Source organism: Paractinoplanes polyasparticus, from assembly GCF_019710575.1.
GTDB lineage: Bacteria > Actinomycetota > Actinomycetes > Mycobacteriales > Micromonosporaceae > Actinoplanes > Actinoplanes polyasparticus.
The window spans coordinates 134,865-150,222 of record NZ_JAHWFK010000023.1 but is presented as its reverse complement, the minus strand read 5'-3'; the positions used below and the strand labels follow the sequence as shown (position 1 = coordinate 150,222).

The following is a 15,358-nucleotide window of genomic DNA, read 5'->3' as shown; positions in this document are numbered from 1 at the left end:
GTCAGGAAAGTGGCGGAATATGATCCGAAGTGTTTCTTCGCCTGCGGCCTTGAGATTGCCAGGCACGGTGGAGTGAATACAGTAGCTATTGTCATGCACCGTGTGAGAACTTCTCACATTTCTCGTGACATGCGGTGTGACCAGCTCAGTCACTCCGAACGAAACATGAATCTCACTCTTGTTACGCATGACATTTGCGTCTGTCGCGCGGTGAATAAGATCTGCGACTGTCCATTCCAGAGTGCGCAATCGCATTGCCGACAATGACACCACGGGAGTGGAAAAATGGCGCGGGTGCTGCATGTGATCAGCGCCCCGGCCGGCGACGGCGCCGAACACCAGCTGCGACTGCTGATCCGCCATCTGCCGCAGCAGAGCGAGGTGGTCACGTTGTCCCCGCCCGGGCCGGTGCTCGCCGACATGCGGGCCGGCGGCACGGTCGTGCACCAACTCGTCAGCACCCACGACATCGACCCGACCGCCATCCGCCGGCTGCGGCGGATCGCGCTGCGTGGCCGCTTCGACGTCGTGCACACCCACCTGTTCCGGGCCGGCGTGCAGGGGCGGCTGGCGGCCTGGCTCGCCGGGGTCGCGCGCATCGTCGGCACGGATTACCACCTCGACGACGGCCGGCGCGCCGGCGCGTTCTACCGGGCCGGCGAACGCTTCGGCCAGGTCAACATCGCCGTGTCCGCGGCCGTCGCCGACCGGTTGCGCCGTCGTGGAGTGCCCGGCGACCGCCTCGTCGTCGTGCCCAAGGGCCTCGACCCGGAGGAGTTCCGGTTCGACCCCGGACTGCGGGCGTCGGCCCGGGCCCGGCTGCGCATCGCCCCGGACACCCCGGTGATCGGCGGGCTCGGCCGGCTCGAACCCCGCCGCCGGTTCGACATGCTGATCCGGGCCGTGGGCGAGGTGCCGGGCGCGGTGCTGTTGCTCGTGGGTGACGGCTCGGCCCGGCACGCGCTGGAACGGCTCGCGGCCATCGAGGGCGTCGCCGACCGGGTGCACTTCGCCGGATCGGTGCGGCACGCCCGCGAGATGCTGTGCGCGATGGACGTCTTCGCGTCACCGGGCCGCGAGACGTTCGGGCTGGCCGTGCTCGAGGCGATCGCGGCCGGGTTGCCCGCGCTCTACGCCGCCTGCGTGCCGCTGGAGGGGGTAGCCGTCGACGGCGCCCGGCGGCTGACCCCGCACGACCCCGAGTCGTTGCCGCGGGGGCTGCGGGCCGAGGTGCTCTGCCTGGCCGAGCGGTCCGGGGGCCGGCTCGCGGCGCGGTCGGCGGGCGAGCGGTACGACGCCGGGCGGGTGGCGGCCGAGGTGGGCGCGCTCTACGACCGTACGGCCGGCTCGGCCTGACGCCGCACCCTCAGCGCGGCTACGAACGTACGGCCGGCTCGGCCTGACGCCGCACCCTCGGCGCGGCTACGAACGTACGGCCGGCTCGGTCTGACGCCGTCGCCTGGAGACCCGCTGCAGGGCCAGCCAGCCCAGCCCGGCTCCGAGCGTGTTCGCGATCAGGTCGTTCGTGTCGGCCCAGCGGGTGCCGTTCAGGAAGAGGAGCATCAGCAACTGGGTCGTCTCGATGGTGAGGCTGATCAGGAAGCCGATCAGCACCACCCGCCTGCCGTCCCGCACCCCGAACACGACGCGCAGCGCCGCGGCCAGGGGCACCATCATGAAAATGTTGAGCACAAAGTCGTCGACCCGCATGGTGACGTACGGGATCACCAGGATCCGGAACAATTCCGGCTCACCCGCGCCGGGGCCCCAGGTCAGCCGGAGCGGCAACATGGTCGCGCCCAGCACGGCCACCGCGTACCAGCCCGCCAGCCACCACGAGACGAGCCGCCCCCGGGTCAGCTCGCCCCGGCGCCGCAACACGAGCGCCGCGACGATCATGAGCGCGACCCCGAGCGGAATCATGACCGGCAGCGCGGGTATCTCGACATGACCAGTTGGCACTGGACCAACACTACGTCCGGCCGCCCAGCGGGCGTTCCCTAACGAAGCCAGCCGTCCTTGCGAGCGATCCGGATCGCGTCGAGCCGGTTGCGCGCGCCGGTCTTCGAGATGATCGCCGAGAGGTAGTTGCGGACCGTGCCGCCGGAAAGGAAGAGCCGCTTGGCGATCTCCTTGACCGGCTCACCCTCGGCCGCGAGCCCGAGCACCTCGAGTTCGCGCGTGGTCAGACCCTTGTCGGCGAGCAGGGAGGCGGTCTGCAACCGCGCCGAGACCACCCGTTCGCCGCCCGCGAGCCGCCGGACCGAGTCGGCCAGCAGCGCGGCCGACGCGTCCTGAGGCAGGAAGTTGAGCGGGCCGGACCGGTGGCGGGGCGGCAGCATGCCCCTTTTGCTGGGATCGCAGAGCAGCAGCAGCGCGCACGACGGATTCGACGAGCGCACGGCATTGGCTACCGGCAGCACCTGACTCACCATGTACTGCGTGTCGATCACGATCACGCCGGGCCACATCTCGGCCGCGACACGCGGCAGGTCGAGGCCGAACGGGAGCGTGCCGATAAAATGCATGTCGGGGTTCGACTCGAGCAGGGCACGAACGGGGACGCCGAAGTATCCCTCGTCTCTGGCCACCGCAACCCGGATCACCACATCACCTCGCCGATGGACGCCAGCACCCGTGCCCGGATCGGTGGATCCGGCAGGCACCCCGGAAAGCTCTTTCCCTGTGTACCCCTGCGTGTCTATTCGGAGCATCCACGACTTCGGATGGGTCGCAGCCGCGAAAATCTTGGAAATATGTCGAACCAGCCAGGTCACTGCCCGTCTGTGCCACGGGGTACCCGAGCCCCGGCGCCTCCCCACCGTAACGTCTTCGTCACATAACGGATACCTGCCTGTCCGATCAAACGACCTAAGTGAAGCTCTTTTACTGAGCGGGACTCGTTCGGCAGCCGCTGTCTATAGAGGACTCAACCTTTTCGGTCCCGGGAGGCGTTGAGCGCAGCATGTCATCACACTCACCGGCGGACGACGGCTTCCGCGCCTTCGTCGAGCAGCAGTGGGGGCCGCTCGTGCGTGTCGCCTACCTGCTGACCGGCGACCGCGGCTACGCCGAGGACCTGGTCCAGGCCGCTCTGGAGAAGACCCATCGCAAATGGGCCCGCGTCTCGCGGATGGAGGCGCCGGTCGCCTACGTGCGCAAGGCGATGGTGAACACCGCGACCTCGTGGCGCCGCCGCCGGCGGGTCAGTGAGGTGCCGCTACTGGTCACCGACTCGCCCGCGGCCGACGCGTACGGGTCGGTCGAGCAGCGGCAGCAGGTGGTGGCCGCGCTGCGCACCCTGCCGCCACGGATGCGCGCCGTGCTGGTGCTGCGCTACTTCGCCGACCTCGGCGAGGCGGAGGTGGCCGACCTGCTGGGCTGCTCGGTCGGCACCGTCAAGAGCCAGGCCTCACGAGGGCTCGACCGGCTGCGTACGCACCTCAACCCCGTACCGGAAAGGACGCGAGCATGAACGTGAACACCGAATCCGTGCTGAAAGACGCGCTCGCCGCCGAAGCGGACATGGTGGACGTGTCGGAGGATCCGTGGGCGGGCTTCGAACGGCGCGAACGCGCCCACAAGCGCCGGCGGCGAACCGCTCTCGCCGGTGTCGTGGTCGCACTGGCCGCAGCGGGCGGCGTGCAGGCCGGCGTGGTGCCCCTGCCCAGCTGGGTGCCCGCCGTCCGGGTCGCCGGATTCAACGCGGTGCTCGGCGACGGGCCGGTCCGCGGATCGCTCGCCGGTGACAAAGCGTTCCTCGAGGGCCTCCGGCGGGAGATCAAGGACATTGAGGACCCGGGCGAGACCTGGCGCGTCGCCGACCGGCAGGCGATCAGGTTCGTGTACGCGGCCGACGTCGGCGACGAGCGGCTCGTGCTGGCGCTCGTGCCGCTGCGATTCGGTTTCCTCGAGGACAGGGCGCTGGTCTGGTATGCCGGCGAGGCGGGCGCGCCGGCCACGGAACTGCTGGAGAGCGGCCGGGTCGACGGCGGCGAGCCCGTAGTGACCTACGGCCAGACGCGGTCGGACGGGCCGGGCATTCTGGTCGTGGTCGGTCCCGTCGGGTCCACCGTCTCGGTGAGCCAGGGCTTCCGCTACACGCCCGAGGGCACCGTCGAGCACGGTCCGGCCCAGCAGCAGCCGGCCGGCACCGGGCTGGCCGAGATGACCCTGCCCCCGGCGCCCACACCACCCGAGACCAAGGCCACCGTCACCCTGGGACCGGACACCATCTACGAGGGCGGAGTCGGTGGCGGTTGGGCGGGCAACGCCTACGACCCGCACGAGGTGAGCGAGGCGATGGTCACGGCGGCCCTGGGCGGCCGCACGTTCGACCGGGCCACGCTGCAGAGCTGGATCACCGGCGCGATCCGGGACGCCCGGGTCACGGCAGCCGGCACGGCAATCACCCTCCGCTGGACGGGAACGGTCAACGGGCAGCCGGCGGCGCTCCTGACGATCCAGCCGAAGGGCGGCGGGGTGCTGGCCTACGCGTACCACGGCGCCGCCGACTCGTACCGCCAGGACCTGCGGCTGCTGCTGCCGGTGAAGGGGGCGGCCGAGCGGCCGATCGCCTGGCGCCTGCGAGCCGACGGCAAGGACGACCGGACGGATCAGGTGGTCGTCACCGCGCCGTCCGGAGCGCAGAAGGTGACCCTGGAGATCGGCGGGGCGGCACCGGCGCCGGTGACACTCGACGCGACCGGCGCCGCCGTCGTCGCGGTTCCGCCCTTCGCCGCGGCGCAGGTCACCGCGTACGGGAAGAATGGGGTTGTGCTGGGAACGACGCCCGTGCCGCCGTTCGAGACGTCCAGCGGCGGCCTGCCGGGCGACACCCCCCTGACCCGGGTCGTCGGCTAGCGGTCAGTTACTGGCCTCAATGGACCCTAGCGTGGGGGCATGACCCTCACGCGACGGCACCTCAACCGGGCCACGCTGGAGCGGCAACTGCTGCTCCGGCGTGCGCCGCTGAGCACGGCCGAGGCTCTGACCCACCTCGCCGGGTTGCAGGCACAGGAGGCGCAGAGCTGGTACGTCGGCCTGTGGAGCCGGCTCGCCGCCTACGACCCCTCGGAAACGTCGCGGCTGCTCGGCGAGGCGTCGATCGTGCGGGTCGGCCTGATGCGCAACACGATCCACCTGGTCACCGCCGACGACGCCCGCTGGCTGCGGCCGTTGCTCGACCCCGTCATCGAGCGCAGCACCATGGGCGTCTTCCGCCGTGGTGTGACCGGCGTCGACCGCGACGAACTGGTGACCGCAGCCCGGGCGATCCTTGCCGAACGACCGATGCAGTTCGCCGAACTGGGGCGAGCCCTCGAGACACACTTCCCCGGCCGCGACCCGGCCGCGCTCGGTTACGTGGCCCGGGCCTGGCTGCCCCTGGCCCAGCTGCCGCCGCGCGGCCAATGGGGACGCAAGGGCCGCGCCCTGCACATGCCGCTCGACGACTGGCTCCGCAACGCCCCCGCCCTCGTTCCCGACAACGTTCGGGCCCCGGAACGGCTGATGCTGCGCTATCTGACCGCGTTCGGGCCGGCCACGGTGGCCGACTGCCGGCAGTGGTCGGGGTTGACCAAGCTGGGCGAGGTCGTCGAACGGATGCGACCCCAGCTCGTGACGTTCCGGGACGAGCAGGGTCGCGAACTCTTCGACCTGCCCGGCGCGCCGCGCCCCGACCCGGACACCCCGGCGCCGGTGCGCTTCCTCTACGACTTCGACAATCTGCTGCTCTCGCACGACGACCGCAGCCGGGTGGTCGCCGTCGACTACACCGCCCAGGGCTTCGGCTACGACTCCCCCGAGCAACCCCGCTCGCTGCTGGTCGACGGGTTCGTGGCCGCCACCTGGAAACTGACCGGCGACCGGCTCACGATCCGCCCGTTCCGCCGCCTGACCGCTTCGGAACGTGAAGAGGTCGAAGCCGAGAGCGCGGCTCTGCTCGCCTTCCTGGCGCCGGGCCGCGCCCACGACCTCGTCATCGACAAACCCAGCGGTTAGCGGGGCACGACCTTTTCGACCGCCCACTGGCGCCAGTTGTCGAGGCGGTGCTGCACCTGCGCCAGCTGGTCGGCGACCGGACCGGGGCCGGTGGAGCCGGGGGTGGTGCGGGAGGCCAGGGCCGACTCGACGGTGAGCACCTGGCGCACCGACGGGTCGAGGTGCTCGCTGACCGTCTTGAGGTCGTCGTCGGTCAGGTCTTCCAGCTCGCACTCGCGCACCGAGCACAGCGCCACCAGCTTGCCGGTGATCTCGTGCGCCTCACGGAACGGGACGTTCCTGCGGACCAGCCAGTCGGCGACCTCGGTGGCCAGCGAGAAGCCGACCGGCGTGGACGCGGCGAGCCGGTCGACCCGGACGGTCATGGTCGAGACCATGCCGGCCAGCGCGGGCAGCAGGAGCTCGAGCGTCTCGATCGCGTCGAAGACCGGCTCCTTGTCCTCCTGCATGTCGCGGTCGTAGGTGAGGGGCAGGCCCTTGAGCATGGTCAGCACCGTGACCAGTCCGCCGATCAGCCGGCCGCTCTTGCCCCGGGCCAGCTCGGCGATGTCCGCGTTCTTCTTCTGCGGCATGATCGACGAACCGGTGGCGAACGCGTCGTCGAGCTCGACCCAGCCGAACTCGGTCGACGTCCAGAGCACCACCTCTTCGCCCAGGCGCGAGAGGTGCACGCCGATCAGCGCGGTGATGAACAGGAACTCGGCCACGAAGTCGCGGTCGGCCACGGCGTCCATCGAGTTGGGCGCGGGCGCGGTGAAGCCCAGCTCCTTCGCGACGGCGGCCGGGTCGAGCGGCAGCGACGAGCCGGCCAGCGCACCGCTGCCGAGCGGCGAGACGGCCGTACGGACGTCCCAGTCCCGCATCCGGTCGAGGTCGCGCAGCAGCGGCTGCACGTGGGCGAGCAGCCAGTGCCCGAACGTGACCGGCTGCGCGTGCTGCAGGTGGGTCATGCCGGGTGCGGGCGTGTCGACGTTGCGGGCCGCCTGCTCGGTGAGCGCGTCGGCCAGCTCGACCAGCGCCACCGCCACCCCGCGGGCGTGGTCGCGCAGATAGAGCCGCAGGTCGGTGGCGACCTGGTCGTTGCGCGAGCGACCGGCCCGCAGCTTGCCGCCGAGGGCGCCGAGGCGTTCGAGCAGACCGCGTTCGAGGGCGGTGTGCACGTCCTCGTCGTCTATGGTCGGCCGGAACTCGCCGGACGCGCAGGCCGCCTCGAGGTCGTCCAGGGCGGCCAGCATCTGGCCCAGTTCGTCGGGGTCGAGCAGCCCGGCTGCCGCGAGCACCCGGGCGTGGGCCCGCGAGCCGGCGATGTCGTAGGGGGCGAGGCGCCAGTCGAACTGGACGCTCACCGAAAGACGGGCCAGGGCGTCGGCCGGGCCGCCGGAGAACCGGCCACCCCACAGAGAAGTCTTGTCACTCATCGGGGCTCAGTCTGCCAGGCGCGCGTCACGGGCCGACGCCATGCGCGACGGCAAGCCCCAGAGCTGCACGAAACCCTTGGCCAGGGACTGGTCGAACGTGTCGCCGGTGTCGTACGTGGCCAGGCCGAAGTCGTACAGGCTGGCCTCGGAACGCCGGCCGGTGACCGTGGCCCGGCCCCCGTGCAGGGTGAGGCGCACCTCGCCCGACACGTGCTTCTGGCTGTCGTCGATGAAGGCGTCCAGCGACTGCTTCAGCGGCGAGAACCAGAGGCCGTCGTACACCAGCTCACCCCAGCGCTGGTCGACCGAGCGCTTGAAGCGGGCCAGGTCGCGCTCGACGGTCACGTTCTCGAGTTCCTGGTGGGCCGCGATCAGCGCGATCGCGCCCGGGGCCTCGTAGACCTCGCGGCTCTTGATGCCGACCAGACGATCCTCCACCATGTCGAGGCGACCGACACCCTGCGCCCCGGCCCGGCGGTTCAGCTCGGTGATCGCCTGGAACGGGGTGACCGTCTCGCCGTCGAGGGCGACCGGGTTGCCCTGGTCGAAGGTGATGACCACCTCGTCGGGGTCCCGGGCGACGGCCGGGTCCTGGGTGTAGGAGTAGATGTCCTCGATCGGGGCGTTCCAGATGTCCTCGAGAAAGCCCGTCTCGACCGCGCGGCCCCACAGGTTCTGGTCGATCGAGTAGGGCGACTTGTGCGACACGTCGATCGGCAGGCCCTTCTCCTCGGCCAGCGCGATCGCCTTGTCGCGGGTCCAGGCGAAGTCGCGGGCCGGGGCGACCACCTTGAGGCCGGGGGCCAGCGCGCCGATGCCGACCTCGAAGCGCACCTGGTCGTTGCCCTTGCCGGTGCAGCCGTGCGAGACCACTGTGCCGCCGTGCTGCTTGGCCGCCTGGACCAGGTGCCGCACGATCAGCGGGCGGCTGAGCGCCGAGACCAGCGGGTAGCGGTCCATGTAGAGGGCGTTGGCGCGCAGGGCGGGCAGGCAGAAGTCGGCGGCGAACTCCTCGCGGGCGTCCACCACGATGCTCTCGGCGGCCCCGCAGTCGAGCGCGCGCTGCCGGATGACCTCCATGTTCTCGCCGCCCTGGCCGACGTCGAGCGCGACCGCGATGACCTCACCGCCGACCTGGTCGGCGAGATAGGGAATGGCCACGGAGGTGTCGAGCCCCCCGGAATAGGCAAGAACGACCCGCTCGCTCACGGGAGGCTCCTTTCAGAAGTGTCGGTACTCGGCGTTCGGCTTGTCGGAGTTGTGGCCCGCCCAGTCGGCGAGCTTGGCCGCCAGCGCCTTGCCGCCGGTGGCGTCGCGGGAGACGACGAGGATGGTGTCGTCGCCGGCGATCGTGCCGACGACATCGGTCAGGCCGGCCCGGTCGAGCGCGCTGGCCAGGAAGTGCGCGGCGCCCGGCGGGGTGCGCAGCACGGCGATGTTGGCGCTGTAGTCGACGCCGGTGAGCAGCTCACGCAGCAGTCTCAGCAGCCGGGCCGGGCCCTGCTCGGTCGTCTCGCGCAGGGGGCGCTTGCCGTCCTCAGGGATCAGGTAGGCGCCGCTGACCTTGACGGCGCCCAGCTCTTCCAGATCGCGCGAGAGGGTGGCCTGGGTGACCTGCACACCCTCGCCGGCCAGCAGGTCGGCCAGCTCGGTCTGCGAGCGGATCGCCTTGTCCCGGATCAACTCCACGATCCGGGCGTGCCGCCCCGCGCGGGTCACCGGCCCGGTCACTGCGCATTCACCCCCAGCAGCCAGGCCAGCAGCGCCTTCTGGGCGTGCAACCGATTCTCGGCCTGGTCGAAGACGGCGCTGTGCGGGCCGTCCATGACGTCGTCGGTGATCTCTTCGCCGCGGTGCGCGGGCAGGCAGTGCAGCACGATCGCGTCGCTCGACGCCGTCGCCAGCAGCTTCTCGTTGACCTGGTAGGGCCAGAACGGGGTGCGCCGGTCGCGCCCGTCGTCCTCCTGGCCCATCGAGGTCCACGTGTCGGTGGCCAGCACGTTGACGCCGTCGGCGGCCTCGAAGGGGTCGCGCAGCACCTCGACCGAGCCGCCCGTCCAGGCGGCGATCTCGGCGGCCCGCGACACCACCGCCGCCGCCGGGTCGAAGCCGGACGGGCCGGCCACCCGGACGTGCATGCCGGCGGTCGCGCCGGCCAGCAGGTAGGAGTGCGCCATGTTGTTGGCCGCGTCGCCCACGTAGGCCAGCTTCCGGCCCTGGGCCGATCCGAGCCGCTCGCGGATCGTGAGCAGGTCGGCCAGCAGCTGGCAGGGGTGGAAGCCGTCGGTGAGCGCGTTGATCACCGGGACGTTGACGCCGGAGGCCAGCTCGGTCAGGCGCTCGTCGCCGGTCGTCCGGAAGACCATCGCGGCCACGTAGCGCGAGACCACCCGGCCGGCGTCGCTGAGCGACTCGCCCCGGCCGAAGTGGGTGGCGTGGGTGTCGACGATCATCGGCTGGCCACCCAGCTCGGCGATGCCCGCCTCGAACGAGAGCCGGGTGCGCAGGCTGACCTTGTCGAAGAAGACGGCGACCGAGCGCGGGCCCTGGAGCGGCGTGTATTTGAACCGGTCGGCCTTCATCTCGGCCGCGAGCTCGATCACCGCATTCTGCTCGTCGGGCGAAAGATCGTCGTCACGCAGGAAGTGGCGGGTCACAGCACACCGCCCAGGGCCGCGATGAGGGCGTCGGCCTGCTCGGTGCTGATGATCAGCGGCGGGGCGAGGCGGATGACGTCGGGCTGCGGGGCGTTCACCAGGAACCCGGCCTCCTTGAGGGCGGCGGCGATGCGGGCCGACTCGGGCTCGTTGAGCACGATCCCCAGCAGCAGACCGGCGCCGCGCACGTGCTTGATCAGTGGGTGGTCGAGGCCCTCGATGCCGCGGCGCAGCTGCTCGCCGACCCGCTTGACGTGGTCGAGCAGGCCCTCGCCGGCGATCGTGCGGATCACCGCGAGGCCGGCCGCGCAGGAGACGGGGTTGCCGCCGAACGTGGTGCCGTGCGAGCCGGGGGTCAGCAGCTCGGCGGCCCGGCCGAAGGCGACGCAGGCGCCGATGGGCAGGCCACCGCCGAGGCCCTTGGCCAGGGTGATGATGTCGGGCTCGACGCCCTCGCTCTGGTGGTGGAACCAGTGGCCGGTGCGGCCGATGCCGGTCTGCACCTCGTCGAGCACGAGCAGCGCGCCCTTGGCCGTGCAGATCTCGCGGGCCCCGGCCAGGTAGCCGGCCGGCGGCACGACGACGCCGTTCTCGCCCTGGATCGGCTCGAGGATCACCATGGCGGTCTCGTCGGTGACCGCCGCCGCCAGGGCCGGCAGATCACCGAACGGGATGTGGGTCACCGCTCCCGGCAGCGGCCGGAAGGGGTCTGCCTTGGCCGGCTGGCCGGTCAGCGCGAGCGCGCCCATGGTGCGCCCGTGGAACGCGCCGTCGGTGGCCACGACGTGGGTGCGGCCGGTGAGGCGGGAGATCTTGAAGGCGGCCTCGTTGGCCTCGGCGCCCGAGTTGGTGAACACGACCCGCCCGGCCCGGCCGGCCAGCGCCAGCAGCAGTTCGGCCAGCGCGACCGGCGGCTCGGCCACGTAGAAGTTGGAGACGTGGCCCAGCTGCTGGATCTGCTGGGTGACGGCGGCGACCACGGCCGGGTGGGCGTGGCCGAGCGCGTTGACCGCGATGCCGCCCAGGAAGTCGACGTACTGCTTGCCGTCGTCAGCGGTCAGCACGGCCCCCTCACCGCGCACCAGAGCGGCCTGCGGGGTGCCGTAGTTGTTCATCCCGGCCTGGGACCACCGCTCGATCAGCGAGCTCATGAGGGGACCACCATCGTTCCTATTCCTTCCGGGGTGAAGACTTCGAGCAGGGTCGAGTGGGCGATGCGGCCGTCGATGACGTGCGCCGCGGGCACTCCGCCACGGACCGCGCGCAGGCAGGCCTCCATCTTGGGCGCCATGCCCGACTCGAGCCGGGGCAGCAGCTTGGCCAGCGCGTCGGCGTCGATCTCGGTGACCAGCGAGGACGTGTCGGGCCAGTCGGTATAGAGGCCGGGGACGTCGGTGAGCACCACCAGCTTGTGCGCGCCCAGCGCCTCGGCCAGCGCGGCGGCGGCGGTATCGGCGTTCACGTTGTGCACCACGCCGTCGACGTCCGGGGCGACGCTGGCGATGACCGGGATGCGGCCGGCCGCGATGAGGTCGTCGACGGCCGACGTGTCGACCCGGTCGACGTCACCGACCAGGCCGATGTCGACGGTCTCGCCGTCGACGACGGCGCCCCGGCGGACGGCGGTGAACAGGTGGGCGTCCTCGCCGGAGAGCCCGACGGCGAGCGGGCCGTGGCGGTTGATGAGCCCGACCAGCTCGCGGCCGACCTGCCCGGTCAGCACCATGCGGACGACCTCCATCGCCTCGGGCGTGGTGACCCGCAGGCCGCCGCGGAACTCGCTCTCGATGCCGAAGCGGTCGAGCATGCGGCTGATCTGCGGGCCGCCGCCGTGCACGACCACCGGGCGGATGCCGGCGTAGCGCAGGAAGGCCATGTCGGCCGCGAACGCCTGCTGGAGCTCCGGCCTGATCATGGCGTTGCCGCCGTACTTGATGACGATCGTCGAGCCGTGGAAGCGCTCCAGCCAGGGCAGCGCCTCGATCAGCACCTCGGCCTTCTCGACCGGAGACGTCATGACGAGTACGCCGAGTTCTCGTGCACGTAGGCGTGGGACAGATCCGTGGTCCAGATCGTCGCCTCCATCTCGCCCTCGCGCAGGTTGACCGTGATCTTCACGTCGCGGCCGCTGAGGTCGACCTTGGAGCGGTCGTCGGCGGCCGCCCCGCCCTTGCAGATCCACACGTCGTTGATCGCCACATCGACCCGGTCGGGCTCGAAGCGCGCCGCCGTCGTGCCCACCGCGGCCAGGATGCGGCCCCAGTTGGGGTCGTTGCCGAACAGGGCCGTCTTGACGAGGTTGTTGCGGGCGACCGTGCGGCCCACCTCGACCGCGTCGGCCTCGCTGGCCGCGCCCTTCACCTCGATGGCGATGTGTTTGGTGGCGCCCTCGGCGTCGGCGATGAGCTGCTGGGCCAGGTTGTGGCAGACCTCGGTGACGGCGGCGGTCAGCTCCTCGGGCGAGGGCTGCACGTCGGAGGCGCCACTGGCCAGCAGCAGAACCGTGTCGTTGGTGGACATGCAGCCGTCGGCGTCGATCCGGTCGAAGGTGAGCCGGGTCGCCTCACGCAGCGCGGCGTCGAGCACGTCGTTGCCCGCGCTCGCGTCGGTGGTGATGACCACGAGCATCGTGGCCAGGGCCGGGGCCAGCATGCCGGCGCCCTTGGCGATGCCGCCGACCGACCAGCCGTCGCCCTCGACGACCGCGTTCTTGGCCACGGTGTCGGTCGTCATGATCGCCTCGGCCGCCTTCGGGCCGCCGTCGGCCTTCAGCTCCTTCGCCGCGGCCGCCACACCGGGCAGCAGCTTCTGCATCGGCAGCAGCTCGCCGATCAGACCGGTGGAGCAGACGGCCACGTCGCCGGCCCCGATCAGCTGGGGCTTGGGACCGCCGCGCAGCACGGTCGCGGTGTGCTCGGCGGTGGCGTGGGTGTCGCGGAAGCCCTGCGTGCCGGTGCAGGCGTTGGCGCCGCCCGAGTTGAGCACGACCGCTCGCACGACGCCGCCCTTGAGCACCTGCTGGCTCCAGAGCACGGGCGCCGCCTTGACGCGGTTGCCGGTGAAGACGCCGGCGGCGGTGAAGTCGGGGCCGTCGTTGACGACCAGGGCGACGTCGGGATTTCCGGAGGGCTTGAGGCCGGCGGCGACGCCGGAGGCCCGGAAGCCCTTGGGGTGGGTGACGGTCACGGTGCGACTCCGAACACGGACAGGCCCATCGTTTCGGGCAGGCCGGACATGAGGTTGGCGCACTGCACCGCCTGGCCGGCGGCGCCCTTGCCGAGGTTGTCGAGCGCGCTGACCACCACGATGCGGCCGGAATCGACGTCGACGGTGGCCTGCAGGTGGCAGGAGTTGGAGCCGGCGGTCGCGGCCGTGTGCGGCCACGAACCCTCGGGCAGGACGTGGACGAAGGGCTCGTCGGCGTACGCGGCGGCCAGAACCTCACGCGGGTCGCCCGTCGCCGAGGCGGCGAAACGCGCTGTGACCGTGGCGAGGATGCCGCGCGGCATGGGGGCGAGCACGGGCGTCATCGACAGCGACGTCGCGCCGGTCGCCTGCTTGATCTCGGGGACGTGCTGGTGGGCGCCGACCTTGTAGGGCGAGAGGTCGCCCATGATCTCACTGGCCAGCAGATTCACCTTGGCCGAGCGGCCCGCGCCGGACGTGCCGGAGGACGCCACGACGACCACGTCGGCCGGGTCGGCGAGCCCGGAGGCGATCAGCGGGGCCAGCGCGAGTGTGATGGTGGCCGCATAACACCCTGTATTCGCCACCCGATCGGAGGCGGCGATCAGCTCGCGCCGGCCGGGCAGTTCAGGTAACCCGTAGGTCCACGTGCCGGCGTGCGCGCCGCCGTAGTACCGCTCCCACAGCGCGGCGTCCTGAAGCCGGAAGTCGGCGCCCAGGTCGACCACCTTGACCGACTCGGGCAGCTGGGCCGCGAGCGCCGCCGACTGCCCGTGGGGCAGGGCGAGAAACACCAGGTCGGCCTCGCTCAGGCCGGCCGCGTCGGTCGCGGTGAGCGTGAGGTCGAGACCGGCCAGCTGGGGGTGCACGGCGGTGACGTGCGACCCGGCCTGTGAGTGTGCCGTGGCGGCCACGAGGTCGAACTCGGGATGCCCGGCGAGCAGGCGCAGCAACTCGCCCCCGGCATATCCACTTGCTCCGGCGACTGCGACCCGGATTCCCATACCAACCTCCGCATGACTATGCAGAGGACCGTATCAAGCCGCCCACGACGGGGGCAACCAGGTTCACCCGCGAGTCGCTGGTCACATCGTGACCCAGAGCTCTGGCGCGCGCACCGATCGTGCGGTGTGCTCGGAAGATGAGCACGCTCGAGACGTGGCCGCGCGGTTCGTTGCTCGCCGCGCTCGCCGAACCCACCGTCCGGGCCCTGCTGCGGCTGGGGCCGGAACAGGCCATGCCCACGGGCGGGGTCCTCATGCGCGAGGGCAGCGCCGAGTCCCACGTGGTCGTCATCCGGCGCGGCGTGGCCAAGGTGTCGGCCGGCAAGTCGCTGATCTCCATCCGCGCCGCCGGCGACCTGGTCGGCGAGATGGCGGCGCTGGACGGCGCGCCGCGCTGCGCCACGATCACGATGTCCGGCCCCGGTAGCGTCGTCATGATCCCGGCCGGGCGGTTCACCCCGTTCCTGGCCCGGCATCCCGACGCCGCGGTGGCCGTGGCCACCATGGTCGCCACCCGCCTGCGGTGGGCCAACCGGCGGCAGATCGACTTCACCGTCTACCCGATCCGCGTACGCGTGGCCCGGATCCTCGCCGAGCTGGCCGAGCAGCACGGCCATCCCCTGAGCCACGGCGCCGTCGAGCTGGCCGTCCGCCTCACCCAGCCCGAGCTGGCGGCCCTCTGCGGCGCGGCCGAGGGCTCGGTCCACAAGGCCCTGCGCGAACTGCGTGACGCACACCTCGTCAGCACCCGTTATGGCCGCATAACCGTGTGGGACCCGCAACGCCTGCGCGCAGCCACCCGCCCCTGAAACCCGATTGGTGGTAAGACTGGCGCATGGCTGACAAGACGATCATCGCCCTCCGCGAGGCCGCCGAGGCGTACGCCGAAGCTGTCCGCACCACGCAGCGGTTCTTCGACCGGCTCGAGGACACGACCGACCCGTCCGTGCTGGTCGAGTACGCGACGCTGGTCGAGCGGGAGAAAGAGGCGGCCGAGGCCCGGCTCGACGCGATCGAGGCAGCCGGTATCGAGGCGCCGAGCATCGACGAAAGCGATCCGGACAACTAAGTGAACAGTTCCGGAACCGGG

Annotated in this window: 16 protein-coding genes; 6 read left to right on the top strand and 10 right to left on the bottom strand. The window is 71.4% G+C overall.

The window, feature by feature from the left end; all coding sequences use genetic code 11:
* Nucleotides 1-285: 285 nt before the first annotated feature.
* A complete protein-coding gene (locus KXC43_RS22540; protein ID WP_221378100.1) occupies nt 286-1,356 on the top strand; it encodes a glycosyltransferase in 1,071 nt (356 codons plus the stop codon).
* Nucleotides 1,357-1,422: 66 nt separating this feature from the next.
* Here the strand turns inward: KXC43_RS22540 and KXC43_RS22535 are convergent, their stop codons facing one another.
* Both KXC43_RS22535 and KXC43_RS22530 read right to left on the bottom strand, forming a co-directional pair.
* A complete protein-coding gene (locus KXC43_RS22535; protein WP_221378099.1) occupies nt 1,423-1,962 on the bottom strand; it encodes a VanZ family protein in 540 nt (179 codons plus the stop codon).
* Between the two features lie 38 nt (nt 1,963-2,000).
* A complete protein-coding gene (locus KXC43_RS22530) occupies nt 2,001-2,777 on the bottom strand; it encodes a response regulator transcription factor (protein ID WP_308129192.1) in 777 nt (258 codons plus the stop codon).
* Nucleotides 2,778-2,965: 188 nt separating this feature from the next.
* On the opposite strand from KXC43_RS22530, the gene KXC43_RS22525 reads away from it, so the two are divergent.
* From KXC43_RS22525 to KXC43_RS22515, 3 genes are read left to right on the top strand one after another with little or no spacing between them, the layout of a single operon-like run.
* Nucleotides 2,966-3,475, top strand: coding sequence for a SigE family RNA polymerase sigma factor (locus tag KXC43_RS22525; RefSeq protein ID WP_221378098.1), 510 nt, complete (start codon nt 2,966-2,968; stop codon nt 3,473-3,475).
* The gene (locus tag KXC43_RS22520; protein WP_221378097.1) at nt 3,472-4,863 is read left to right on the top strand and encodes a hypothetical protein; all 1,392 of its coding nucleotides are present in this window, start codon (nt 3,472-3,474) and stop codon (nt 4,861-4,863) included. Before KXC43_RS22525 ends, KXC43_RS22520 begins: the two co-directional genes overlap by 4 nt.
* Before the next feature lie 39 nt (nt 4,864-4,902).
* Entirely contained in the window at nt 4,903-6,003 is a 1,101-nt protein-coding gene (locus tag KXC43_RS22515; RefSeq protein WP_221378096.1) for a winged helix DNA-binding domain-containing protein, read from the top strand.
* Here the strand turns inward: KXC43_RS22515 and argH are convergent.
* Genes argH through argC form a run of 8 tightly spaced genes read right to left on the bottom strand, consistent with a single transcriptional unit; the run spans nt 6,000 to nt 14,268 of the window.
* Nucleotides 6,000-7,421: an argininosuccinate lyase gene (argH, locus tag KXC43_RS22510; RefSeq protein ID WP_221378095.1), complete on the bottom strand. Its 1,422-nt coding sequence runs from the start codon at nt 7,419-7,421 to the stop codon at nt 6,000-6,002. The two genes, KXC43_RS22515 and argH, sit on opposite strands and share 4 nt — an antisense overlap.
* 6 nt (nt 7,422-7,427) lie before the next feature.
* Complete coding sequence (locus KXC43_RS22505) at nt 7,428-8,630, bottom strand: argininosuccinate synthase (RefSeq protein WP_221378094.1); 1,203 nt, start codon at nt 8,628-8,630, stop codon at nt 7,428-7,430.
* Between the two features lie 12 nt (nt 8,631-8,642).
* On the bottom strand, nt 8,643-9,152 hold the full coding sequence (locus KXC43_RS22500; protein ID WP_221378093.1) for an arginine repressor: 510 nt from the start codon (nt 9,150-9,152) through the stop codon (nt 8,643-8,645).
* On the bottom strand, nt 9,149-10,078 hold the full coding sequence (gene argF, locus KXC43_RS22495; protein ID WP_221378092.1) for an ornithine carbamoyltransferase: 930 nt from the start codon (nt 10,076-10,078) through the stop codon (nt 9,149-9,151). Before argF ends, KXC43_RS22500 begins: the two co-directional genes overlap by 4 nt.
* Nucleotides 10,075-11,229, bottom strand: coding sequence for an acetylornithine transaminase (locus tag KXC43_RS22490; protein WP_221378091.1), 1,155 nt, complete (start codon nt 11,227-11,229; stop codon nt 10,075-10,077). The genes argF and KXC43_RS22490 overlap by 4 nt, the downstream gene beginning before the upstream one ends.
* Entirely contained in the window at nt 11,226-12,095 is an 870-nt protein-coding gene (argB, locus tag KXC43_RS22485) for an acetylglutamate kinase (protein WP_221378090.1), read from the bottom strand. The genes KXC43_RS22490 and argB overlap by 4 nt, the downstream gene beginning before the upstream one ends.
* Complete coding sequence (gene argJ / locus KXC43_RS22480) at nt 12,092-13,264, bottom strand: bifunctional glutamate N-acetyltransferase/amino-acid acetyltransferase ArgJ (protein ID WP_221378089.1); 1,173 nt, start codon at nt 13,262-13,264, stop codon at nt 12,092-12,094. The genes argB and argJ overlap by 4 nt, the downstream gene beginning before the upstream one ends.
* Nucleotides 13,261-14,268, bottom strand: coding sequence for an N-acetyl-gamma-glutamyl-phosphate reductase (gene argC, locus KXC43_RS22475; protein ID WP_221378088.1), 1,008 nt, complete (start codon nt 14,266-14,268; stop codon nt 13,261-13,263). The genes argJ and argC overlap by 4 nt, the downstream gene beginning before the upstream one ends.
* 137 nt (nt 14,269-14,405) lie before the next feature.
* Here argC and KXC43_RS22470 point away from each other — a divergent pair, with 137 nt between their 5' ends.
* The gene (locus tag KXC43_RS22470; RefSeq protein WP_221378087.1) at nt 14,406-15,077 is read left to right on the top strand and encodes a Crp/Fnr family transcriptional regulator; all 672 of its coding nucleotides are present in this window, start codon (nt 14,406-14,408) and stop codon (nt 15,075-15,077) included.
* Between the two features lie 26 nt (nt 15,078-15,103).
* A complete protein-coding gene (locus tag KXC43_RS22465) occupies nt 15,104-15,337 on the top strand; it encodes a hypothetical protein (RefSeq protein WP_221378086.1) in 234 nt (77 codons plus the stop codon).
* The last annotated feature ends 21 nt before the right edge of the window (nt 15,338-15,358 follow it).